The sequence below is a fragment of the Halorubrum hochsteinianum genome (assembly GCF_023702125.1).
GTDB lineage: Archaea > Halobacteriota > Halobacteria > Halobacteriales > Haloferacaceae > Halorubrum > Halorubrum hochsteinianum.
Map to the genome: position 1 here is coordinate 447,545 of NZ_CP098415.1, position 23,355 is coordinate 470,899.

Genomic DNA, 23,355 nt, shown 5'->3' on the forward strand with positions numbered 1-23,355 from the left:
CGTGTGTTGAGCGGTCGATGAATCGGAGTAGGAAGGGTCAGGACCGCCGCGGCTACCCTTCCATCCCGCCGAACGAGAGCCCGTCCTCGACGGAGCGCTGCGCTGCGAGGTAGACGATCGCGACCGGCAGCGCGAACAGGTTCGCGAACGCCGCGAACCGCGTCCACGGCGTCGAGAACCGGCCCTCGGTCGCGATGTTGTACAGCTCCACCGAGAGCGGGTAGTTCTCCGGACGGAGCAGCGTCTGCGCGATGATGAACTCGTTCCAGCCGGCGAGCCAGACGAAGATGAGGACGACCGCGAGCCCCGGCTTCGTCAGGGGAATGATCACCTCCCGGATCGTCTCTAAGAAGCTCGCGCCGTCGACCATCGCCGCCTCCTCGTAGGAGACGGGGATGTTGTCCATGTACGTCTTCAGCAGCCACGTGTTGAACGGGATCGCCGACGCGGCGTAGAACAGCCCCAAGATGAAGAGGTTGTTCGTGAGTCCGTAGGTGCTGAACAGCGAGTACAGCGCCACGAGCGTCGCGATCGACAGCCCGGCACCGATCTGCGTGAAGAGGACGTAGCCGTAGAGGATGCGCTTGCGGCCCACGAACCGCCGGCGCGAGAACGCGTACGCCGCCGGGACGATCATCCCGAACCCGGCGGCGAGCGTCACGCTGACGATGTAGAGGCTGTTGAACACCGCGCCCGGACCGGTCTCCGTGCCGGCCCACCGGAAGCTCACCAGTCCGCCGCCCCCGCCGACGACGAGCTGGGGGTAGCCCCAGTCGCCGTCGACGAAGAAGAAGTCGGACTCGAAGATCACCCACCGGTAGGCGTCGAGGTTGTACGTCGTCGGGTCCGGGAAGATGCCGCTCGTGTTGAACAGCCGCGTCCCCTCCGCGAGCGACGCGGTCGTGATCCAGAACAGCGGGAACAGCAGCACGAGCACCATCGCGAGGCCGAACAGCGTCATCAGCACGCTCTTGGCGACGTCCCACGGGGTGCGCTTGCCCGTCCGGACGTCGTAGACCGCGCGCTGGACCGTGACGACGAACCGCTTCGGCGCGGTCGCGAGCGCGACCAGCTTCGCGGCGACGAGCGACGCGAACGAGCGGATCGCGCTCATTCGTCACCCACCCCCTCGGCGAGGCCGCCGAAGCGCACGGCGACGTACATGAACAGCCCGACGAAGGCGATACCGACGATCAAGATCGCCGCCGATAAGCCGAACTGGTTGAACGTGATCGCCTCGCGGTAGCCGTACACGATTATCAACTCGTTCTGTCGGTCCGGACCGCCCTGATTGAACACCCACGGGATCAGGAACTGCTGGAACGAGGTCGCGGCCGTGAGGATGGACGCGAACAGCACCGGCCCCTTGATCGCGGGCAGCGTGACGGTGCGGAACCGCTGGAGCGCGCCCGCGCCGTCGACCATCGCGGCCTCGTGGAGCGACCGCGGCACGTCCTGCAGCGCGCTCACGATGATGATCACCATGAACGGGTACGCCAGCCACACCTCCGTGGTGACGTACGCGAAGAAGGCCTCCCAGCGACCGCTCAGGAATCCGATCGGCACGTCGAAGAGGAGCGCCTGCGGGGCCGACAGCGACGCCATGACGTCGTTGTACCGGCCCAAGATGGTGTTGAACACGCCGTAGCGCGCGTCGCTGAACATCCCGCGCCAGACGGTGATCGTGAAGATGCCGGGGAACCCCAGCGGGACGATCACCGCCGCGCGCATGTACCGCTTCCCGGCGACCCGGACGTGGTTCAACAGGAGGGCGATCCCCACCGCGAGGAACACCTTGACCACGAGCGAGACGGCGACGAACAGCCACGTCGTCGTCATCGAGGTCCAGAACTGCGAGTCGGAGATCAGCTGAACGTAGTTCGCCAGCCCGATCAGCTCGGCCTCGCCCCCGATGACCGACCCGGCGAACGTCGCGTCGGTGAGCGAGATGTAGAAGAGATAGAAGATCGGGTACAGCATGAAGCTCGAAAAGAGGAGCACGCCGGGCGCGACGAGCAGCAGCCCCCAGTCGCGACTGGTAAAGGGCAGCGCCGACCGGAGGCGCGACAGTCCGCTCGCGGCGGTTCCGGGTTGCGAAGAGGCCATGGCTCCCGGCGGGGCTTACAGCGCCTCCCGGATCTCGGAGGCGGCCTGATCGAGCGCGGCGTCGCTGTCCTGCTCGCCGTTGAAGACGCGTTCGAGCGCCTCCGTCACCGGGGTCCAGACGCTGTCCATGTCGGGGTGCGTCGGGATCGGGACGCCGTAGTCGACCTGCTCGGCGAACGCCTGAACCTCGCTGGAGAGGTCGTCGTTGCCCACGACGCTCGACAGCACGGGGATGTACCCCTGCTCTTCGGCGTTGGTCTGGATGATGTCCTCGTTGGTGGTGTACCATTCGGCGAGTCCGGTCGCGGCGTCGACCGTCGAGGAGTCGGCGTCCGCGAGCATCGAACTGAAGTAGAACAGCTGGATGCCGGAGTACGTGCGCGGGTTGTTCCCGTCGACGGTGGGCAGCGTCGTGACGCCGAGATTCTCGATCTCGCCGCTGAGGTTGCCGAGCTCCCACGGACCGTTGATCGCGAACGGCGCGAGGCCGTCGGCGAACGCGACGATCTGCGACTCGTAGCCGGGGTCGGCCGGGACGTACTGCGACAGGGTTTCGAGGGCGTCCATCCCGCGCTTACACGCGTCGCTGTCGACGCCGACTTCGAGATTCTCCTCGTCGAAGATGTTGCCGCCGTACGCCTGGATGAACCCGCTGACGAAGTACGGGTCCGTGACGGGGTACGAGAGGCCGTACTGCCCGTTTTCCGGGTCGTGGTGCTCGTCCATGATCGAGACCATCTCCTCTACGGTCTCCGGCGGCTCGTCGACCATGTCCTCGTTGTAGAACAGCGCGACCGTCTCGGACGCGAACGGGAGCCCGTAGAGGCCGCCGTCGAACTGGGCGGCCTGCCGCGCGGTCTCGGTGTAGCTGTCGAGCGAGGCGTCGACGTCGTCGCTCGCGTCGTAGAGGAACGGCGGGTCCTCGCGCACCGCGAACCGGCCGACCCAGTCGTGCGCCCAGATCCACGAGTCCGGTCCGTCACCGGCCGGGATCGCCGTTTCGAGCTGCTGGTCGAGTTCGCCGCCGGGCGCTTCCTTGTTGATCGTGTCGCCCGTCTCCGACTCGTACTCGTCGACGTACCCGGAGAGGGCCTCGTCCTCGGCGTCGGAGAGGTCGACCCACAGCCGCGCGGAGCCTCCGCTCTCACCGTCCCCGCCGTCGGAGCCGTCGCCTCCGTCGCTGCCGTCGCCGCCGTCGCCGCCGGTGCTGATACAGCCCGCGAGCCCCGCGAGCGCAGTCGATCCCCCCATCGCCTTGAGCAGCGTTCTACGTTTCTCGTTCATGTGTCCAGAACAAATGAGGAATTATATTTTCATACATTTAGTGTTTGGGATCGTTCCGGATCGATCCGGATCGTTCCTGAACGATCCGAGTCGGCGCGTCCCCGATCGACGACGGACGGCCCGGCGCTACGCATTTCTTCCTCGGCCGCGCGCGAGACCGTGATATTTGAGAAGAGATTGTTCACCACATATCAGAAAAACAGCGAAGAACTCATATGCCGTCGGACCAGTTTTCAGGGAAATGGCACGCGTCACGCTCGATACGCTCCGGAAGGAGTTCGACCGAGGGACCATCGTCGCCGTCGACGACCTCGACCTAGAGATCGAGGACGGCGAGTTCGTGACCGTGGTCGGCCCGTCCGGGTGCGGCAAGACGACCACCCTCCGGATGGTCGCCGGCCTAGAGGAGCCGACCTCGGGGACGGTCAGCTTCGACGACGAGGACGTCACCGAGGTCCACGCGAAGGAGCGCCCGGTCGCGATGGTGTTCCAGAACTACGCGCTGTACCCGCACAAGACGGTCCGGCAGAACATGGCGTTCGGGCTCAAGATGAGCACCGACATGGCGAAGGAGGAACGCCACGAGCGGGTCCGCGAGATGGCCGAAATGATGGGCATCGAGGACCTCCTCGACGACAAACCGGACGAGCTCTCCGGCGGGCAGAAACAGCGCGTCGCCCTCGGCCGGGCGATCGCCCGCGAGCCGGAGGTGTTCCTCTTCGACGAGCCGCTCAGCAACCTCGACGCGAAGCTCCGCACGGAGATGCGCGCGGAGATCCAGAAGCTCCAGAAGGAGTTCGGCGTCACCGCGATGTACGTCACCCACGACCAAGAGGAGGCGATGACGATGGGCGACCGCCTCGCCATCCTCAACGACGGGAAGCTCCAGCAGGTCGGCGCGCCGACCGAGGTGTACCAGAACCCGGTGAACGAGTTCGTCGCCGGCTTCATCGGCTCCCCGTCGATGAACTTCCTCGACGTCGACGTGGAGACGGACGGGACGAGCGCGACGATCCGCGACGAGTCCTCGGGACTGACGATCACGCTCAGCCGCGAGTACGTCGCGGGCCACGACCTCGAGAGCGGCCCGTACACGCTCGGCATCCGCCCCGAGAACATCGACGTCGTCGAGGAGCCGACCGGGGAGGAGACGCTCGCCGCGACCGTCGAGGTCGTCGAGCCGATCGGCTCCGACAACTACGTCCACCTCGACGTGAACGAGGACTTCCTCGCGCGCTCGCCCCCGGACGTCCAGCCGGAGGCCGGCGACGAGGTCGGCGTCGTCTTCGACGAGTCGGACCTCCACCTGTTCGACGCCGAGACCGGCGAGGACGTGTTCCTCACCGACGAGGAAATCGCCGCCGCGGTCGCTTAAGACGGGTCGATCTTCGCGGACGGGGTTGCGGTGTGAACCGATCGTTCACAGTTTCTCTCCGCTCGAAGATCGAACGTCGGTGAGAGCGTCAATCGATCCGTAGCTGCTGCCATCGCGGCGACCACCGAAGCCCCAGCCGCTCGGCTGTACGTCGGTGTTTATGAACTGTCGAACGACACGAACACCTCCGAAGCCCCAGCCGCTCGGCTGTACGTCGGTGTTTATGAACTGTCGAACGACACGAACACCTCCGAAGCCCCAGCCGCTCGGCTGTACGTCGGTGTTTATGAACTGTCGAACGACACGAACACCTCCGAAGCCCCAGCCGCTCGGCTGTACGTCGGTGTTTATGAACTGTCGAACGACACGAACACCTCCGAAGCCCCAGCCGCTCGGCTGTACGTCGGTGTTTATGAACTGTCGAACGACACGAACACCTCCGAAGCCCCAGCCGCTCGGCTGTACGTCGGTGTTTATGAACTGTCGAACGACACGAACACCTCCGAAGCCCCAGCCGCGAGGCGGACAGACGCTCGCTGCGCTCCTCGTCGCTCACTCCGTTCGCTTCTGCGGTGCTTACGTCGCCTCTGTCCGCCTCGCGGCTGCCCCTTCGAGTCCCGCCCCGCACCGCGCAGCACCGCACCTCACGCCTCCCCAGCCTCGTCAGTCGCCTCCGCTTCGCTCCGGCGACTGACTCCCTCGCGCGTGCTGCTCGGCCGCTTCGCGGCCTCGCAGGCACGCGCCACCGCAGACTCATTTATAAATGGTGTCGCTCTCGGTGCGACCCACCTCTCGCGTCGCCGTCAGCGACAACGGCTTGAAGTGCGCGCTCGTCGGACTGACGGTAAGCATGGAGCCGCCAGACATCGAGCGGTTGGACGAGCGGACCGTCCAGCGGATCGCGGCCGGCGAGGTAGTCGAGCGCCCCGCGAGCGTCGTGAAGGAGTTAGTCGAGAACAGCCTCGACGCGGGCGCGAGCCGCGTGGCGGTGTCGGTAAATTCGGGCGGCACCGAGGGGATTCGCGTCCGCGACGACGGCGTGGGCATCCCGTCGGACCAACTGGAGGCGGCCGTCGCCGAACACGCCACCTCGAAGATCGGCGACATCGAGGACCTCAACCGCGGCGTCGGCACGCTCGGCTTCCGCGGCGAGGCGCTGTACACCGTCGGCGCGGTCTCCCGGCTCACCGTCCGCTCGCGGCCCCCGGACGCGGAGGCGGGCGCTGAGATCACCGTCGAGGGCGGCGACGTGGGCGAGGTCCGCCCGGCGGGCTGTCCCGCGGGCACGACCGTCGAGGTCGACGACCTCTTCTATAACACTCCCGCCCGCGAGAAGTTCCTCAAGCGGACCGCCACGGAGTTCGACCACGTCAACACGGTCGTCACCGGCTACGCGCTGGCGAACCCCGACGTCGCGGTGTCGCTGGAACACGACGGCCGCGAGACGTTCGCCACCGAGGGGAACGGCGACCTCCGCTCGGCCGTCCTCGCCGTCTACGGCCGCGAGGTCGCCGAGTCGATGATCGACGTCGACTGGACGCCCGAGGACGGGGGGGTCGACCGAGACGGTTCGACGGGCGCTCCGGCGGGCGATCCGGCGGTCGAGCGCGTGACCGGACTGGTCTCGCACCCGGAGACGGCCCGCTCGACCCGCGATTACCTCGCCACGTACGTCAACGGGCGGTACGTCACCGCGAGCGCGCTCCGCGAGGCGACCCTCGACGCGTACGGCGGCCAGCTGGCCCCCGACCGCTACCCGTTCGCCGTCCTCTTCGTCGAGGTCCCGGCCGGCGACGTCGACGTGAACGTCCACCCCCGAAAGCTGGAGGTGCGCTTCGACGAGGAGCCCGCGGTCCGCTCGGCGGTCGAGGCGGCCGTCGAGGACGCGCTGCTCGACCACGGGCTGATCCGGTCGACGGCACCCCGCGGGCAGTCGGCCCCCGACGAGACCGCCGTCAGCCCGGAGGCTCCGACCGACGAGGCCGTGGGCGGCGCGGACACGGATCACGAACGCGCCGCGCGCGACTGGCGCGACCCGCCGAGCGCGTCCGGGTCGGCGACGACGCCCGAGCAGTCAGCGGCGGCGGAGTCGACGGAGGACCCCGCGAGCCCGACGGAACTCGCCCCCGACGACGAGGCGGCGTGGGCGGTCGACGACCTCGGCGGCGGCGCGGACGAGGACGCCGACGTGGCGGGCGAGGGCGCGAGCGCCGGATCGAACGGCGGACTGGCCCCCGGAGCGAGCGACGACACTCGACCGTCGCCCCGGAGCTGGCAGGACGACTCGGCAGGGACCGGCGCGGAATCGGCGACGGAGAGCGACTCGCGCGGCGGCGAAACCGGCGGCGTCACCGAGGGCGCGACCGGCTCCGTCGACCGCGACGCCGGCGGATCGGACCCGGACACGCCGGTCGGAAGCTCTCCGACCGCCGGGGACGCGGAAGCCGACGACGCGTCGTCGGAAAAATCGAAGGAGGAAGCCCCCTCGGACGCGACGCGTTCGGCTCCCCGAGTGCGATCCGCGACCCGACAGCGGACGCTCGACGGCGAGGCGACCGGGAGCGAGCGCGAGTTCGACTCGCTGCCCCGGCTGCGGATACTCGGTCAGCTCCACGAGACGTACGTCGTCGCCGAAGCGCCGGACGGCCTCGTGCTGATCGACCAGCACGCCGCCGACGAGCGGGTGAACTACGAGCGGCTCAAGGCCGTCTTCGCGGACGGCGCGGACGCGCAGGCGCTCGCCGAGCCGGTCCGCATCGAACTTACCGCCCGCGAGGCGGCGCTGTTCGAGGAGTTCGTCGACGACCTGACCGGGATCGGCTTCCGCGCCGAGCGGGCGGGCGACCGCGAGGTCGCGGTGACGGCCGTCCCGGCCGTCTTCGACGCCGCGCTCGACCCGGACCTCCTGCGGGACGCCCTGTCGGCGCTGGTCGACGACGCCGCCGCGGGCGACGAGCCGGTCACGGACGCCGTCGACGAACTGCTCGCCGACCTCGCGTGTTACCCCTCGGTGACGGGCAACACCTCGCTGACCGAGGGGCGGGTCGTCGACCTCCTCGACCGGCTCGACGGCTGCGAGAACCCGTACGCCTGCCCGCACGGCCGGCCGGTCGTCATCCGACTGGACCGCGAGGAGATCGGGTCCCGCTTCGAGCGCGATTACCCGGGTCACGGCGGTCGACGCGCCGAGTGATCCCCGGGCGTAGCCCGCTCGTACGTGGCCGCGGAGCGAGGCGGAAGAGCAGCTCGATATCAGTACTGATACTCTCGGGAGGCCGTTTAACACGTTGGTTCCCCTGATAGATCGTATGCCGATCGCAGCGGTGAAAGACAGCTATGGAGCAAAATTGGGCGTCGGATACGTCGCGACGGGGGCGTTTATCGTCGCCGTCGGCGTGGTCACCGACGACGCGAACGCGACGGTCGTCGCGGCCGTCGCCGGACTACTGACGTTGGGGTCGATCAACGCGGCCGAGACGATCGCCAGCGTCACCGAAATCGGGGAGCAGACGCGGCGCGTCGCCAACGGCGACATCGACCGAGAGGTCCGATCGACGAGGACAGACGAGTTCGGACAGCTCGCGGGGTCGATCGAGGACATGCGACTCTCGCTGAAGGACCGACTGGCCGAGATGGAACGGACGCAGGAGGAGCTGGAGGACGCCCGGACGGAGGCGACGGAGATGGCCGACCGGTACCGCCGGACCGCCGACCGGTACGCCGACGTGATGGAGCAGGCGGCGACCGGCGACCTCACGCGGCGCGTCGACGTCGACGAGAGCGACGAGAGCCTCGCGACCGTCGGGAAGTCGTTCAACCGGATGATGGACGACCTCCAGGCGACCGTTGAGACGGTCCGCGAGATGGCCGACCGGATCGAGGCCGACGCCGGCGAGATGGCGGAGATGAGCAACGAGGTCGAACAGCGCGTCGCCAGCGCGACCGGGAGCGCGACGACGATCCGCGGGCAGGCGAGCGACCAGCGCGCGGAACTGGAGTCCATCGCGGCCGACATCGAGACCGTCAGCGCGTCCGCCGAGGAGATCGCGGCGACCGTCGACGACCTCTCCGACCGGAGCGAGACGGTCGCGGCGACGAGCGACGACGCCCGGAGCTCCTCCGAGAGCGCGCTGAACGAGATGGCGGAGGTCGAGGCCGAGGCGGAGCAGGCCGTCGACCGGGTCGAGCAGCTTCAGGAGGGGATGGACGAGATCACCGAGATCGTCGACATCATCGGCGAGATCGCGGAACAGACCAACATGCTCGCGCTGAACGCCTCCATCGAGGCGGCGCGGGCCGACGGCTCCGGCGACGGGTTCAGCGTGGTCGCCGAGGAAGTGAAGGGGCTCGCCGAGGAGACGCAGTCGCGCGCGAACGAGATCGACACGATGATAGACGACATCGCCGACCAGACCGAGGAGGTGACGGTGTCGATCCGCTCGACGCAGGAGCGCGTCCAGACCGGGACCGATACCGTCGAATCGACGCTGTCCGACATCGAGACCATCGCCGACTCCGTCGACGAGATCAGCCGCTCGCTCGGTGAGATCCGCCGGACGACGGCCGATCAGGCCGACACGGTACAGGACACTGCCGGCTCGGTCGACGAGATCACGGAACTCAGCACGGAGACCGCGGAGGCGGCGGAGGAGACCGCGGCGGAGATCCAGGAGGGGCAGTCCGTCGTCGAGGACGTGTCCGACTCGCTGCGCGAGTTCCAGACCGACGCCGTGACGACGCTTCAGGACCGCGTGTCCGCATTCACCATCGAAACGGACGAGTCCGCCGCCGCCGGCGGGCCGGCCGCGGAGGCCGGGACCGCGCGTCCGCAGGCGACGACCGACGGGGGTGCGCGATGACGGACCCGGTCAGCGCCGCCTACTGGGTGGCCGCGTTCGGCTTCCTCGTCGGAGTCGGGATCACCGCCGTGCTGTACCGGAAGCTGAACGGGTCGGCCCACCGCGGTCGGCTGGCGGCGCTGGCGATCATCCCCGGTTTCGCCGGGATCTGTTACGTCGGGATGGCGCTGGGGATCGGGACGTTCACCGTCGACGGCGTCGAGTTCGTCGGGCTCCGCTACGCGGACTGGATCATCACCACGCCGCTTCTGGTCGGGTTCATCGGCTACGTCGCGGGCGCGTCGCGTCGCGCCATCGCGGGCGTGATGCTCGCCGACGCGCTGATGATCGCGTTCGGTGCCGGTGCGGTCCTCACGGGCGGGACGCTCAAGTGGGCGCTGTTCGGCGTCTCCGCGGTGTTCCACGTCTCGCTCTTCGCGTACCTGTACGTGATCTTCCCGCGGTCGGTCCCGGACGATCCGATGCAGAAGGGGCTGTTCAGCCTGCTCAAGAACCACGTCGGGCTGCTGTGGCTGGCGTACCCGTTCGTCTGGCTGATGGGGCCGGCGGGGATCGGCTTCACCGGCGGGGTGGCCGCCGCGCTGACGTACGCCTTCCTCGACGTGCTGGCGAAGGTGCCGTACGTCTACTTCTTCTACGCCCGGCGGCGGGCGTTCCTCGACATCGAGAGGACGGACGTCGCGACCGGGAGCGACGCGCCCGGCGCGCTCGGCGACGACGCGCCCGCCGCGGCGGACTGAACGGCGGTCTGTCGCCGCGGCCGCAGAGAGGTACGTTTTAGGCGACCGCGGTGGACCCACGCGTATGGAACGCGTAGCGATCGTCGGCGCGTCGATGACCCCGTTCGGGCAGCGCGACGCCTGGGTGCGGGAGCTGCTGGCGGAGGCGGGCGCGGCCGCGCTCGACGACGCCGGCGTCGACGGCGACGACCTCGATCACCTGTACGTCTCGAACATGGCCAGCGGCGAGTTCGAGGGCCAGACCGGCGTCCCGAACGCGCTCGCCCACGATCTGGCGGCCCAGCCGGCCTACACCGCCCGGATCGACCAGACCTCGTCGTCGGGCGGCGCGGGCGTGTACGCCGCGTGGCAGTCCGTCGCCTCGGGCGCGAGCGACCTCACCATGCTCGTCGGCGGCGAGAAGATGACCCACCGGACGACCGCGGAGGCGACCGACGTGATCGCGTCGCTCACGCACCCCGTCGAGTACAAACACGGCGTGACGCTCCCCTCGTTCGCGGGCCTCACCGCCCGCCTGTACCTCGACGAGTACGACGCGCCCCGCGAGAGCCTCGGGAAGGTCGCGGTGAAGAATCACAGGAACGGCGTGGACAACCCCCACGCGCAGTTCCGGAAGGAGGTCGACCTCGACACGGTGCTGGACTCGCCGATCGTCGCCGACCCGCTCCGGCTGTACGACTTCTGTCCGATCACGGACGGCTCCGCGGCGCTCGTGTTCTGTCCGGAGTCGGTCGCCGAAGAGTACGCGCCGGACGGGAACTACGCCGTCATCAGCGGCATCGGCGGCGCGACCGACACCCACGTCGTCCACGAGCGCGCCGACCCGACGACGATGGGCGGCGTCGTCGACTCCTCCGAGGTCGCCTACGAGATGGCCGGAATCGGGCCGGACGACGTCGACGTGGCGGAGCTCCACGACATGTTCACCATCCTCGAGTTCCTTCAGAGCGAGGACCTCGGCTTCTTCGAGAAGGGCGAGGGGTGGAAGGCCGTCGAGGAGGGCGTCACCGACCGCGACGGCGACCTCCCGATCAACACCTCGGGCGGGCTCAAATCGAAGGGCCACCCGCTCGGGGCCAGCGGCGTCGCACAGGTGTACGAGATATTCCAGCAGGTAACCGGGAACGCCGGCCCGCGGCAGGTCGAGGCCGACACCGGCCTCGCCTGTAACGTCGGCGGGTTCGGGAACTGCGTGACCACGACGGTTCTGGAGGGAAGCCAATGAGCGACACCGAGAGCGGCGAGACGGGAGCGGGCGACGAACCGACCTTCGAGGCGGCGGAGTACGCGGACGGGACAGTCACGTACCCGCCCCACACCGTGGGACCGAACGGAGCCGAGCGCGTCGGGACGATCGACCTCCGCGAGCGCGAGGCGCGCGTCGTCACGTGGACGACCTCGACGGCGACGCCCCCGGGCGTCCGCGAGCCGAACACCCTCGCGATCGTCGAGTTCGAGATGGGCGACGGCTACGACGGCCCGCCGGTCCGCGCGCTCGGGCAGATCGCGCCGCGCGACGGCGCGGACGGCAGCGGTGAGGGCGGCGGCGAGGACGCCGAGCAGTTCGACGTGGAGATCGGCGACCGCGTCGAGCCCGTCTGCGCCGACGAACTGCGCGAGCCGGGCGCGGGGATCCGGGAGCCGGAGAGCCAGGACTGGGACGGGTTCCGGTTTCGCCCGATCTGAGGGGCCGGTGTGACCGGGGGCTCAGGCCGTCTGCGGCCGCTCTTCCAAGGGTACCTCGGAGCACTCGACCTCGAACCTCGCGCCGTCCTCGTCGCTCTCCGAGACCGCGATCCGCCACCCGTGCGCCCTGACGATGTCCCTGACGATCGCGAGCCCGAACCCGGTCCCCTCCCGGTTGGTCGTGTACCCCTGTTCGAGCACCCGATCGCGTTTGTCCTCGGGGATCCCCTCGCCGGTGTCTTCGACGTAGAAACCGAACGTCTCGGACAGCGATCCGACCCGAACGGTCAGACCCGTCGTCTCGTTGTGTTCGGCGCTGTTCCGGTACAGGTTCTCGAAGACGTTGAGCAGTCGGTCCCTGTCAGCGTCGAGGGCGAGCGACGTGTCGACGACGAGGTCGGCCTCGGCGGTGTCGACGTTCTGCCACGCGGTGTGGGCGATGTCCTCGAGCCGGACTTCCGTGGCTTCGGAGATTACCTCGCCCGACCGAGCGAGCGTGAGGGCGTCGCTGATGATCGCCTCCATCCGTTCGAGCTGACGCTGGACCGTCTCGATCGAGTCGCCCTGTTCGCTTTGGGCGTCCGTTTCGAGCATGTCTACGTGACCTGTCGCGACGTTCAGCGGGTTTCGGAGGTCGTGCGAGACGATGCTGGCGAACTGGTCGAGCCGCTCGTTCTGCCGTTCGAGCTTCCGCTTCTGCCGCTCCTTTTCGGTGACGTCGCGAGAGTTCAGCACGATGCCCTCCACGAACTGGTCATCCAGGAGGTTCCGCGCCCGCACTTCGAGGACCCGCCATTCCCCGTCGGCGTGGCGGAACCTGACCCTGTAGGAGCTTGTGTATCCGTATTCGGTGCCGTGGGCGGAGAGTTCGGCGCTGAGTTCGTCTCGGTCGTTGGGATGAACGTTCTCGATGACGTTCGCACCGATCAACGCCGTCGGCACGTAGCCGAGAATCTCTTCCACCGACTGGCTGACGTGCGTGATGTCCCCGTCCTCGTCGATCACCGCGATGACGTCCGAAGACCGTTCGATGAGTCGTTCGAACCGCTTTTCGGTGATGTGTCGCTCCGTGACGTCGCGGTAGATCAACAACGACCCGATCGCCGTTCCGGTCCGGTCGGTCAACGGCGTTCGGTTGATATCGAAGAACCGCAGCGACCCGTCGCGCTCGACGGTCACGTCCGAGTCGCCGGTGCGCTCGTCGAACGAGTCATACAGCGGTACGACCTCGGCCGCCGGTCGCCCGACTGGTTCACCGGCCCCCTCCTCGAGCAGCTCCACACCGGCCACGTTCACGTCGACGACGCGGTCGTCGGTGTCGACGACGTACACCGGGTCGACCATCTCGTCGACGAGAGTATGCCTCGCGACGGGGGCCAGATCGAGGAAGCCGAACCTGAAGAGCGCGACGGCGAACACGACGCCGGTGGCCGTGTTGGCGAACGCGGTCGGGTCGAAGGCCGCCGACAGGTCACCGCTGTACAGGAGGAGGAAACTACCGATGACCGGGATGATTCCGCCCGAGAGCATCAACAGAACCTGAGTACGGTATCGGCCGCCGCGCCTGACCCCGAAGACGAGCAGCAACGAGTACGTGGTGAGTATCAGGGCGTAGATGTACGCCAGCGTCAGCCAAAACAGCGGCCCGTTCGCCCGGTCGACCGCGGCCAGCGGGGCACTGCTGCTAAACCCTTGGACGGTCCACAGAAGGTCGTGTACCGGTGCGGTCACGATGAGCGCGAAGGTGGCGACCGGCAACGCGAGCAGGAGTGCCCAGTAGCGGCGAGTGAGAACTGACTCCCGACCGGTGTATATCAGTCCGAAGCGGAGTTGGGTCGGCCCGAGTCCGAGGATCCCGGCGAATTTGACGACTGTCCCGACCTGATACAGCGAGAGCGTGGTGCTCCCGGCGCGGATTCCGGTGCCCAGCGAGTAGAGAGACACGCAGATCATCACCAGCGAGAACGCGACTGCGCCGCGCACCTCCCTCCGTCGAACCGCGACAGCGGCAATCCCGAGGTTCAACCCGGAGATCCCGAACAGCGCCCAGGTGATCATACCGGGTGAAAATCCCATACGACGACAGATTCGCACGCGACAGATAAACCCACGGACATTTTCTCAGGTGTGGTAATAAGACTCGATCTGATTCGCCATTGGTGGTCCGACGAGTCAGAGGAAATCGAATCCAGGCGCTTTGTAGATGATTTAGAGTATTTAGACAGACAACAATTCCTAAAATTCGATTCTTGTGGCGCGAGAACCGGCGAGAAATTTCGAGTCAGTTTGACTGAGCGGCTGTCGAGAGCGGGTGTAGAGCGGGCCGGGACAGTGCGTGGGGTGGCGAACGAGCGCGTCATCGATCCGAGGCGGGCGGGGCAGGCCGCAACCAACGGCGACGACTCACACCCGCCGGTAGTCACCGAGTCGCGTCCCGTCCAGCAGGTACGCGTCGCCGGCGGGCAGCGTGTCGGGGAGGAACGGCGCGAGGAACGACTGCCCCTCGACGTTGACCCACGTACCGCCGGATCGCTCGTTGAACGCGGGGAAGATGACGAGTTCCGGCGGATCCTCGACGGCCGCCGCGTCCGGACCGGGGTCGCCGACGAACGCCGTCGGATCGACCGGACCCCGGAGCCACGCGCGCTCGACGCGGGAGCCGCCGACCGCGTCCTCCAGCCGGACCTGCGGGTGCTCGTGGCCCATACAGACCACGTCCGCGTCGAGGAGGGCGGGGTCGGGCCACGTGTGGCCGTGGACGACGCCGACGGTCCCCCCGCGCCCGTCGGCCGACTCCGCTCCGAGCAGTCCGCCGGCGGGGTCGATCACGTCGAGGTCGTCCGCGAACGCCTCCGCGACCCCCGCGTCGTGGTTCCCCTCGACGAGCGTCATCGGCACGCGGTCGGTGACGGCGCGGACCAGCGTCTCCAGCTCCTCCCGCTCGTCGCCGTCGGGCGCGCCGATCCGGTGCGCGAGGTCGCCGAGGACGACGAGCCGGTCGGCGTCGGTCTCTGCGAGCAAGCCGACGAGCCGCTCGCGGCGCGCGTCGGCCCGGGAGTCCAGTTCGACGCCGCGCTCGTAGCGCAGGCCGACCTCGACGCCGGCGTGGACGTCGGCGACGAGCAGCGCGCGCTCGGTCTCGAGGTCGGCCACGGCCGCCGGCTCGCCGACGACCGGCTCGACGGCGGGCGACGCGGCGGTGCCCATCAGATCGGTTTCAGCAGGCCGTCGCCCGGCTCGTAACACTGCCCGCTCATCAGCGCGTCCTGGATGGCGTCCTCGACCGCGCCGGGGTCGACGCCGTGGTCGTCGGCGACGCGCTCGACGACCGCCTCGCGGGGCGCGCCGTCGCCGTCGTCGAGGTCGTCCATCGCCGCGACCGCCGCGGCTTCGAGGTCGACCTCGGCGTCCTCGTCGTCGGTGTCGGCTTCCCCGCCGGCGTCGGTCGCCGTGTCGCCGTCAGTCGGCGGTTCGGCGGCGTCGCTCCCGTCATCCTCGGTGACGGCCGCGTCGTCCGCGGTCGCTCCGCCCCCGTCGACCGGCTCCTCGGTGAGATCCTCCGGATCGGGCACGTCGATGTCGGCCTCGCCCGGCTCGCCGACCTCGGTCCCGGTCGAGAAGTCCGTGCCGAACTCGGACTCGATCTCCTCGCGCTCCTCCTCGTCGAGCTGGTACATGTCGTCGGCGTCCGCGTCCGGATCGAGGTCCGGGGTCGCGTCCGTACCGTCGTCCGCGGCCGCGTCCGTGTCGGTCTCAGCGGTCGTCCCGTCGTCGCCGCCGACGTCGAAGTCGCCGAGTCCCCCGTCGTCGGTCGCGGTGTCCGCGGCGTCGGTCGTATCGGCTGCGCCGGGCGTCGGGTCCGCCTCCGCGGCCGAGTCCGGCTCTGTTTCCGCGGTCGAGTCCGGCTCCGCCGATTCCGACTCCGCAGTTGAGTCCGGCTCCGCCGATTCCGACTCCGCGGTCGACCCAATCTCGGACGACTCCGACGCGTCGGCGGTCGGTTCGGTGCTGCTCTCGTCGGAATCGAGTTCCGAGTCGGCCGCGACGGAGGCGGGCTCCGAGTCGTCCGCGCCGACGGCCGGCTCCGCCCCGGCGGTGGATCCCTCGTCGGCGAGTTCCCCGCCGGTCGCCGTCGCCGACGTCTCGACCGTCACGTCCGTCTCGGGGAGGGGGCCGATGGCCGCGTCGCCGCCCTCCTCGGGGAGCAGTTCGAGGGCGCGGACCTCCTCGCGGTCGCCCGCGATCAGTTCGAGGGCGTCGACCGCGAGCCGTCGGACCGCCTCGGCGTAGGCCGGGGTCGTCCCGTAGTGGTCGAGCGCCTTCGGGATCCCGGCCGCCAGCGGGGCGGGCGCGCCGCCCGCCTCCAGCGCCGCGCGGAGGTCGTCGCCGCGAAGGTCGGATTCGAGCGCCTCCGCGAACACCGCGAGGCGGTCGAGCGTCGCCTCCGCCGCGGAGACGACCCACCGGTCTCGCGTGTCGGCGTCGACCTCGTTGAGGCTCTCCGGGCGGACGGAGGTGAACACGCGGTCCGAGTCCTCCGGCTCGAAGGTGCGCGCCTTGCCCGTGAGCGCGACGAACGCCGGCGGCTCGGCGCGTTCGAGGAAGGTCTGCGCCTCCGGCTGGTACTGGCCGGCGTAGGTGACGAACGCGCCGGAGGGGTCGATGACGCGTCCGCGCCGCGTCTCGTCGTTGACGCGCTCGACCTCGGTGAGCACGCCCGCGGTGAACAGGCGGTTCACGCGGGCCCCCGTGGGGGTCACCACGTAGTTCGGGGCGCGCTCCTCGTCGCTCTCCGAGTACGACAGCGAGGCGTCGTCGAACTCGGCCGCGAACACCCGGTAGGCGACCTCCCGCGCGCCCGGCCCGTCGTCGCTCATTCGCCCACCTCCGCGAGCGCGGCGCGGGCGGCGTCCGCCGGGTCGTCGTCGGCGAGCGCGAACTCGTCCGCGTCGAGGTTCGCGCCGTAGTCGTCGACCGAGAGGTTGCCGCGGACGCGGTAGGCGCGCCCGACGAGGGCGTCCGCGATGTCGTCGGCGACCACCTCCTTGTCCATCGCGTCCTTCGCGGCGGCGAGGGCGTCGTCGAGGCCGCCGCCGTACACCTCGGCGGTGAGTTCGTCGTCCAAGACGACGGTGACGGTGTCGGTGCTGTCGTCGAGGATCGCCTTCACGCGCAGGTCGTCCTCGCCGTCCACGTCGCCGTGGCTCCGGCACTGCCCGTTCTGGACGACCCGGCCGCACTCCGGACAGCGCTCGATGAGCCCGGAGCCGTCCCGGATCTCCAAGACGTTCCCGACGACCTCGACGTCGAACATCCCGCCGGAGGCGACCGCGTCGGCGACCGAGAGCCGCGGGGCGTCCTCGGCGACCTCCACCGGGTCGGGGAGCGGCGTCACCGTCGAGAACTCGGTGAGGTTGAGCGAGGGGACGCCGCGGAACTCGCGGACGTACACGTCCTCGATCCGGAGGTCCGCGCCCGCCTCCAGCTCCGAGCGCGGCTGCCAGTCGGTGAAGGGGAGCTTCGCGGTCTCGTCGCCGACGACGCCCTCTAAGATCTCCGTCTCGCCGTCGCGCCCGGAGATGGTCTTCTCGTCGACCTCCAGCACGCGGACCTCCACGTTGCGCCCGCGGTCGCCCGCGGCGATGTCGACGAGGCTGCGGTCGCCGCCCACCTCGCGGTCGACCTCGACCGCCTCGTCGGCGATGGCGACCGTGGTCGAGTCGTTGAGGTTGAGCTCCGGCTTCCCCTCCCACTCGCGGACGCCGGCGTTGCCGATCGTCAGGGAGTCGCCCGGCTCGAACCCGAAGTCCTGCCACGCGGTGTAGGAGATGACGCCCGTCCCGTCGGCGATCTCCCCCTCGCGGATCGTGAGGTCGTCGCCCTGATATCGGATCGTCCGCGTCCCCTGCGTGAGCACGCGGACGGTGACCGTCACGCCGTCGTGGTCCGTCGTGATCTCGCCCACGTCGACGGAGTCGGGCGTGGGGGTCGACCCGCCCCCGCCGCCGCCGTGTTTCCGGCGGACGCTCTGTTTCGCCTCGTCGATCGGGACGCTGTACTCCAGTAAGTTCTCCAGGTCGGCTTTGACCTCCTCTTTGTCGACGCCGAGGTCGGAGGCGAGCTCCTCGGCATGGCTGTTGACGTCCATCGGAGCGAGGTTCGGCGCGGCCGCACAAAAGGATTCACCACCCGCGGGCCCCCGGCGCGCGTGTTCGGTCGCGGGGGCGTCGGCACAGCTAAATCCCTCCCGTCCGCACGGGGTCATATGGACGACACCGACATCGAGGTCGACGCGCGTCTCACGGGGGACCGCACCGTCATCGACGTGACGGGGACGCGGGACGTCGCCGTGGTCGTGCGCTCCGCCGGCGGCGAGCGGATCTACCTCCCGCCGGAGGGGTTCGACGACCCGGTCTCCGGGTCGCCGTACACCTCGCCGTACCAGGGACACGGGGCGGGCGGCGAGGAGAGCCCCTACGGCGGCGGGAGCGGGAGCACGCGGGGGGTGATCGAGACCGCCGACGGCTTCCGGGTCACCCACCCGGAGCCGGTGACCGAGTTCGACGTGTACCGGGGCGCGGAGAACTGAGCGACGACCGCGGACAAACGGATAACAGAGCGGATCAGGCGACGTCTTCGTACACGGCGAGCGTGTCCTCCGCGACCGCCGACCACTCGCGGCGCTCGTAGGCGGGCGGCTCCTCGCGGTCGAGCGCCTCGATCATCCCGTCGACGATCGACTCGGAGTCCGTCTCGACCTCGACGAGGCAGTCGTCTGGCAGCACCTCGGCGACGCCCGAGCGGGTCGCGACGACCTGCGTCCCGGCCTCCAGCGCCTCGGTGATGGTGATGCCGAACGGCTCCGCGTACGACGGCGAGACGAACGCGTCCGAGGCGGCGTAGTAGTCCCCCAGTTCGGCCTCGGGGACGTAGCCGACGAACTCGACGCGGTCCTCGATGCCGAGCAGCTCGACGAACCGCTTCAGCTGTTCGGTCTGGTGCCCCGACCCGCCGACGACGAGCGTCGCGTCGCGGCCGCGGAGCTTCTTCATCGCGTACAGCAGGTGGGAGATCCCCTTCTGGTCGGTGTGGCGGCCGACGAAGAACAGCATCTCGCCGTCGATCCCGAGGTCCGAGCGGACGTCCTTCCCGGAGAACTGCGGCGTCGAGAAGCCGTTGTACACGACCCGCGAGTCCGCGTCGTACAGCTCCTTGATGTCCTTGCGGACGATCTCGCTGACCGCGACGTTCGTGTCGGCGGCGTTCGCGAGCCGGCGCTCGGTCTCGACCTCGCGGCTCGGCGGGTCGATGTTGCGGTCGCTCGCCAGCGAGTGGAACGACGAGACCCACGTGGCGTCCGACTCGCGGGCGGCGGCGCGGCCGGGCCCGTAGCCGAACCAGTCGTGCGTGTGGATCACGTCGCGGTCGGGCGCGAGTTCGGCGAACCGGTCGGAGAGCTGCCCCACGCGCGCGGCCACGTCGCCCTCGCCGGTCTCGACCGGTTCGAGCCCCGGCTCGTCGTCGGGCGCGAACTCCGCGGGCAACACCAGCGTGACGTCGACGCCGAGGTCGTCGCGCAGCCCGGTGAACAGTTCTCCGACGTGGACGTCGAGTCCACCGGTGATGTTCGGCGGGAACCCCCATCCCAGCATGAGTACGCTCGGCGGCATGTCCCCCCGTTTCGGGAGTCGGCACTTAGGTATGCCCCTCACGGGAGCGGCCGCGCGGCGTGGGGAGCCGCCGCTCGGAGCGCGAGGGCCGCCGCTCTCCGGATCGAGAAAACGATGCCGGGCGTTCGCGTGAGAGAACGGAGAGAGTCAGGCCGCGCGGACCGCGTCGCGGAGCGCGTCGGTGCGTTCGGTGATCGACTCGGCGGCGTCCGCGAGCACGTCGAGCGGGTCGCCCTCCTCGGCCTTGACGGTGAGGACCGGCTCGGTCTGGCCGCCGGACTGCTCGGGGTTCACGTCGTAGGTCGCGGCCGCGACGTCCTCCGACTCCAGCAGCGCGCCCTTCAGCACATTCATGAACGTGTGGTCCTCGCCCGCGATCTCGATGTCGAGCTCCGTGTCGGTCTTCTCGATGACCCGCAGTTCCATAGTCGTGAGGTCGGGCGAGCGGCGTTTCAAGCTTTCGTCTCCCGGAGTATCGGCGGATGCGGACGGGTCGCACGCCGCCCTGCCGATCGCTCGGAGCCGCGATCGGCGGCACCGCTCTCGGGTCGATAAACGGAGAACGGCTGCCGGCGGTCGGCGACGGCGTTACTCGTCGGCGTCGACGGCCACTTCGTCGGCGTCGACGTCGACCGAGGCCTCCTCTTCGGCGGCGACCTCGCGCGGGCGCGCTTCGAGGGTCAGCTTCTGGACCTCGACGCGGCGCAGCGGGTAGATCTCCTTGGCGTCGCCGTAGATGGCCGACGAGAGGTTCCCGTCGACGATCGCGTCGAGGAACGCCTCGAAGGTGCGCTCCTCGGCGGCGGCGTGGACCTTGTCGATCATCACGCGGCGGATCGCCTTCTCCTGCGAGCGGTCCGCCTTCTTCGTCGTCAGGGCGACGGGCTGGACGCGGATGCGGTAGTCGTCGGTCGTCAGCACCGTGATCGACGCCTCGACCTTCGAGGCACCGCGGCGGACGAGCGAGCGCAGGTAGTCGCGCGTCAGCTCGTACTTGATGAACTCGGTGTACGCCGAGTCGCTGCCGACGTCGGTGATCTTGAACGTCAGCTTCGTGTTGTTCGCGTTGGAGTCGCCCGTCAGCTGATCGAGCGTCGTCGTGATCGTGCGCCCGACGACCTGCTGGGGCTCCTCGGCGAGGGTCTCGCCGAGCTCCTGCCGGTCGAACTGTTCGGGCGCTAGCACGGTGTACCAGCGCTTCTGTTCTCTGCTCTTGGATACGGATCGTTCGCTCATGTGTCGGTTTGTGTGTCGGTGTCGGTCGTCTGCGGTTCGTCTGCGGAGTCGGAGTGCGGTTCCGTTGCGGCGTCGGCGTGTGGTCCGTCGGCGGCGTCGCTCCGAGACGCGTCCGTCCCGGCGTGCGCTCGACCGCGTTCGACGACGCGGTCGGCGACGCGCAGGTTCACGAGGTGGTCGTCCAGCGTCGACTGGAGTCCGCCCGCCGTCGGTCGCGCGACGGTACAGGCGACGACGTCGCCGTCGACGCGCGTGCGCATCGAGTCGGTCTCGTCCGGCCCGAGCGCGGCCGCGACCGTCGCGGCGTCCGCGTGCGTCGTCCGGACCGTCGCGGTCCGGTCGGCGTCGCCGCCGGTCGGTCCGGCGTCGTCCGACGGGGAGGCGTCCTCGACCATCTCAGATCGCCTCCCGGAGCGCGGCCAGCGCCGCGGTGAGTTCGTCCCCGTTCGAGTTGTCGACGGCGATCCCGCCGCGCGCGGCGGTCCCCCAGCCGTCGCCGCCGACCTCGGCGGCGGCGGTCCGGCAGGCGTCGCCGAGCCCGGCCGGGTCGGCGGCCGCGTCGCCCGCTGTGCGACGCCCGCCGGTCCCGGCGACCGCGAGCCGCCCCGCGGTCTCGTCGACCGCGACCGCGACCGGCTCCGGCGACCGGAAGTCCCGGACGAGCCGGGCGACAGTCGGCAGGATCGAGGGTCCGGCGTCGACCGCGGCGGCGTCGACGCGGGCGACGACGCAGCCGTCGTACCGGCCGACCGTCGCCGCGTCGAGCGCGCGGTGGGCCGCCAGTCCGTGGCGGGACCACGCGTCAAGCGCGGCCGCCCGGAGCGACTCGTCCGGGTCGCTCGCGAGCGCGAGCGCGATCCCGGTCCCGGGTGCTTCCCGGGCGAGCGCGTCGAGTACGTCGGCGTAGCCGCCGACCGTCTCGAACGGACCGTCGGTCGCGTACGGGCGGAGCGCGCGCTCGACCGCCGAGGCCGCGCGCTCGCTCGCCGCGTCGCCGTCGACCGCGTCGACCGCGACCAGCGACGCGAAGCGCCGGCGGTCGTCGGCGTCGGGGTCGGCCGGCAGCCCGATGGGAGCGAGCGCGTCGCGCGCCGCCTCCGGGTCGCCGGAGTACCGGGTCACGGCGAGCATCGAGGCCGCGAGGGCCTCGGCCCGCGAGGGCGCGTCCGCGTTCCCGCCTGAGACCGGGAGTGCGACGCCGGGCCGTCGCTCGACGCGGCCGGCCCGTTCCGCGGCGTCGAGCGCGTCGCCGGAGCCGTCGGCACCGGGGATCGACCCCGCCGCGACGACCCCGGCCAGCGCGACCACGGGGTCGGGTTCGACGCCGAGCGCGCGGGCGACCGCGAAGGCCGCCGTGCTCGCCGGTCGCCCGGCCCCGGGGACGGCGTGCGGTCCGCGGTCGACGCCGACGGTCACCGCGACGCCGTCGTCGACGTCGGCGGGGACGGGGTCGCGGTCGACCCGCGCCTGGAACGGCGTGCCGGCCGCTCTGAGCGCTCGCGCGAGCAGCCCCGCGGCTGCCAGCGCGTCGCCGTCGTCGGTCGCGACGAGCCGGACGAACGGCGCGTCTGCGAGGACGCCGGCGAGCGCGTCGGGGGCGGGCGTGGCGGAGGTCGCTTCGGTCATGTGGTGTGCGTCGTCGTCTGCCGCGTCGGTCGTGGGTGCCGCTGCCGCTACGGACGCGTTACTCCTCGAGGTACTCGACCGCGTTCTCGTAGGTGTACGTGAACTCCTCGTCGATCTCGTCGCCGCGGTAGTAGTCCGCGAGGCGGCGGATCTTCGACTCCGTGTTCTGGAGCGCGCGCTTGTTCTGGTGGTCCTGCCCGTTCTCCTCCATGTGTTCGCGCAGGCGGATCGCCTGCGACATGAGGTTGCGGAGGTCCTCGGGGAGGTCGGCGTCGGCGTCGTGCTCTTCTAAGATCTCGGTGACCTTCTTGCCGGTCGCCAGCTTCACGTCGGGGACCGGGACGCCCTTGACGCCCTCGTCGCGCAGCTTGAGGCCGATGACGCTGGGGTCGTGGCCCTGCTCCGCCAGTTCGACGACGCGGGACTCGATGTCCTCGGCGTCGACGTCGCTCCACTCCGGGGTCTCGTCCGTCGCCGGTTTGTCCGAACCGGACGAACCGCGACGGCGCGTGTGCATTCGTGCCATTGGCTGTGAGTTGGAACGGCACAACCGCAACGTGACCGCGACTCCGCGCGGCGCGGCTACGGACCGCTCGGCGGACCGAGCGGTCCGATCGGACGGCCCGCGCGAGCGGACCGCCCGACCGCGACGCCGGAGGCGTCGGCGCACTGCTACATTCCCAAGCCGCGGGCGAACAGGCCCCCGGCACGTCGGATCTGCAGCTGTGCTGTTCCCGTTCGAGACCTCGCCGTCGGGGTTCTTAAGCGTGTTC

General features: G+C 69.8%; 20 protein-coding genes. 7 read left to right on the forward strand and 13 right to left on the reverse strand.

Going from position 1 to position 23,355, the window contains the following annotated elements; all coding sequences use genetic code 11:
• Positions 1–52 precede the first annotated feature (52 nt).
• From NAF06_RS02230 to NAF06_RS02240, 3 genes are read right to left on the reverse strand one after another with little or no spacing between them, the layout of a single operon-like run.
• The gene (locus NAF06_RS02230) at positions 53–1,114 is read right to left on the reverse strand and encodes a sugar ABC transporter permease (RefSeq protein ID WP_008581685.1); all 1,062 of its coding nucleotides are present in this window, start codon (positions 1,112–1,114) and stop codon (positions 53–55) included.
• Positions 1,111–2,106 carry a carbohydrate ABC transporter permease gene (locus tag NAF06_RS02235; protein ID WP_008581686.1) on the reverse strand — a complete coding sequence of 332 codons (996 nt, stop codon included), beginning with the start codon at positions 2,104–2,106 and terminating at the stop codon, positions 1,111–1,113. The genes NAF06_RS02230 and NAF06_RS02235 overlap by 4 nt, the downstream gene beginning before the upstream one ends.
• 15 nt (positions 2,107–2,121) lie before the next feature.
• Positions 2,122–3,390 (reverse strand): extracellular solute-binding protein, encoded by a 1,269-nt coding sequence (locus NAF06_RS02240; protein WP_192813792.1) that lies wholly within the window; start codon positions 3,388–3,390, stop codon positions 2,122–2,124.
• A gap of 241 nt (positions 3,391–3,631) precedes the next feature.
• Here NAF06_RS02240 and NAF06_RS02245 point away from each other — a divergent pair, with 241 nt between their 5' ends.
• The 6 genes from NAF06_RS02245 (at position 3,632) to NAF06_RS02270 (ending at position 12,050) form a co-directional block, all read left to right on the forward strand.
• A complete protein-coding gene (locus NAF06_RS02245) occupies positions 3,632–4,765 on the forward strand; it encodes an ABC transporter ATP-binding protein (protein WP_008581688.1) in 1,134 nt (377 codons plus the stop codon).
• An 850-nt stretch (positions 4,766–5,615) separates the two neighbouring features.
• Positions 5,616–7,958, forward strand: coding sequence for a DNA mismatch repair endonuclease MutL (gene mutL / locus NAF06_RS02250; protein ID WP_049908593.1), 2,343 nt, complete (start codon positions 5,616–5,618; stop codon positions 7,956–7,958).
• 115 nt (positions 7,959–8,073) lie between these two features.
• Positions 8,074–9,624 carry a methyl-accepting chemotaxis protein gene (locus tag NAF06_RS02255; RefSeq protein WP_049908588.1) on the forward strand — a complete coding sequence of 517 codons (1,551 nt, stop codon included), beginning with the start codon at positions 8,074–8,076 and terminating at the stop codon, positions 9,622–9,624.
• Positions 9,621–10,364, forward strand: a complete 744-nt coding sequence (locus NAF06_RS02260; protein WP_008581695.1) for a bacteriorhodopsin — start codon at positions 9,621–9,623, stop codon at positions 10,362–10,364. The genes NAF06_RS02255 and NAF06_RS02260 overlap by 4 nt, the downstream gene beginning before the upstream one ends.
• Before the next feature lie 64 nt (positions 10,365–10,428).
• Complete coding sequence (locus tag NAF06_RS02265; RefSeq protein ID WP_008581696.1) at positions 10,429–11,589, forward strand: thiolase family protein; 1,161 nt, start codon at positions 10,429–10,431, stop codon at positions 11,587–11,589.
• The gene (locus NAF06_RS02270) at positions 11,586–12,050 is read left to right on the forward strand and encodes a PhlB family protein (protein WP_008581697.1); all 465 of its coding nucleotides are present in this window, start codon (positions 11,586–11,588) and stop codon (positions 12,048–12,050) included. Before NAF06_RS02265 ends, NAF06_RS02270 begins: the two co-directional genes overlap by 4 nt.
• A 21-nt stretch (positions 12,051–12,071) precedes the next feature.
• Here the strand turns inward: NAF06_RS02270 and NAF06_RS02275 are convergent, their stop codons facing one another.
• From NAF06_RS02275 to NAF06_RS02290, 4 genes are all read right to left on the reverse strand, one after another.
• Positions 12,072–14,126, reverse strand: a complete 2,055-nt coding sequence (locus tag NAF06_RS02275; RefSeq protein ID WP_049908589.1) for a histidine kinase N-terminal 7TM domain-containing protein — start codon at positions 14,124–14,126, stop codon at positions 12,072–12,074.
• 327 nt (positions 14,127–14,453) lie between these two features.
• Positions 14,454–15,257: a metallophosphoesterase gene (locus NAF06_RS02280; protein WP_008581699.1), complete on the reverse strand. Its 804-nt coding sequence runs from the start codon at positions 15,255–15,257 to the stop codon at positions 14,454–14,456.
• The gene (locus NAF06_RS02285) at positions 15,257–16,927 is read right to left on the reverse strand and encodes a hypothetical protein (RefSeq protein WP_008581700.1); all 1,671 of its coding nucleotides are present in this window, start codon (positions 16,925–16,927) and stop codon (positions 15,257–15,259) included. Before NAF06_RS02285 ends, NAF06_RS02280 begins: the two co-directional genes overlap by 1 nt.
• A complete protein-coding gene (locus NAF06_RS02290; RefSeq protein WP_008581702.1) occupies positions 16,924–18,198 on the reverse strand; it encodes a Single-stranded DNA binding protein in 1,275 nt (424 codons plus the stop codon). The genes NAF06_RS02285 and NAF06_RS02290 overlap by 4 nt, the downstream gene beginning before the upstream one ends.
• 117 nt (positions 18,199–18,315) lie before the next feature.
• Between NAF06_RS02290 and NAF06_RS02295 the strand changes: the two genes are divergently transcribed.
• Positions 18,316–18,639 (forward strand): DUF7510 family protein, encoded by a 324-nt coding sequence (locus tag NAF06_RS02295; RefSeq protein WP_008581703.1) that lies wholly within the window; start codon positions 18,316–18,318, stop codon positions 18,637–18,639.
• A 34-nt stretch (positions 18,640–18,673) separates the two neighbouring features.
• Here NAF06_RS02295 and NAF06_RS02300 read toward each other — a convergent pair whose 3' ends face one another.
• The 6 genes from NAF06_RS02300 to NAF06_RS02325 all read right to left on the reverse strand — a co-directional run bounded on the left by NAF06_RS02300 (position 18,674) and on the right by NAF06_RS02325 (position 23,108).
• Positions 18,674–19,702, reverse strand: a complete 1,029-nt coding sequence (locus tag NAF06_RS02300; protein WP_008581704.1) for a glycosyltransferase family 4 protein — start codon at positions 19,700–19,702, stop codon at positions 18,674–18,676.
• A 165-nt stretch (positions 19,703–19,867) separates the two neighbouring features.
• Positions 19,868–20,146, reverse strand: coding sequence for a DNA-directed RNA polymerase subunit L (locus NAF06_RS02305; protein WP_006629772.1), 279 nt, complete (start codon positions 20,144–20,146; stop codon positions 19,868–19,870).
• 162 nt (positions 20,147–20,308) lie between these two features.
• The gene (locus NAF06_RS02310; protein WP_008581705.1) at positions 20,309–20,956 is read right to left on the reverse strand and encodes a 30S ribosomal protein S3ae; all 648 of its coding nucleotides are present in this window, start codon (positions 20,954–20,956) and stop codon (positions 20,309–20,311) included.
• Complete coding sequence (locus NAF06_RS02315) at positions 20,953–21,351, reverse strand: KEOPS complex subunit Pcc1 (RefSeq protein ID WP_008581707.1); 399 nt, start codon at positions 21,349–21,351, stop codon at positions 20,953–20,955. The genes NAF06_RS02310 and NAF06_RS02315 overlap by 4 nt, the downstream gene beginning before the upstream one ends.
• A 1-nt stretch (position 21,352) precedes the next feature.
• Positions 21,353–22,582 (reverse strand): hypothetical protein, encoded by a 1,230-nt coding sequence (locus NAF06_RS02320; RefSeq protein ID WP_008581708.1) that lies wholly within the window; start codon positions 22,580–22,582, stop codon positions 21,353–21,355.
• 58 nt (positions 22,583–22,640) lie between these two features.
• Entirely contained in the window at positions 22,641–23,108 is a 468-nt protein-coding gene (locus tag NAF06_RS02325; protein WP_008581710.1) for a 30S ribosomal protein S15, read from the reverse strand.
• Positions 23,109–23,355: the final 247 nt, after the last annotated feature.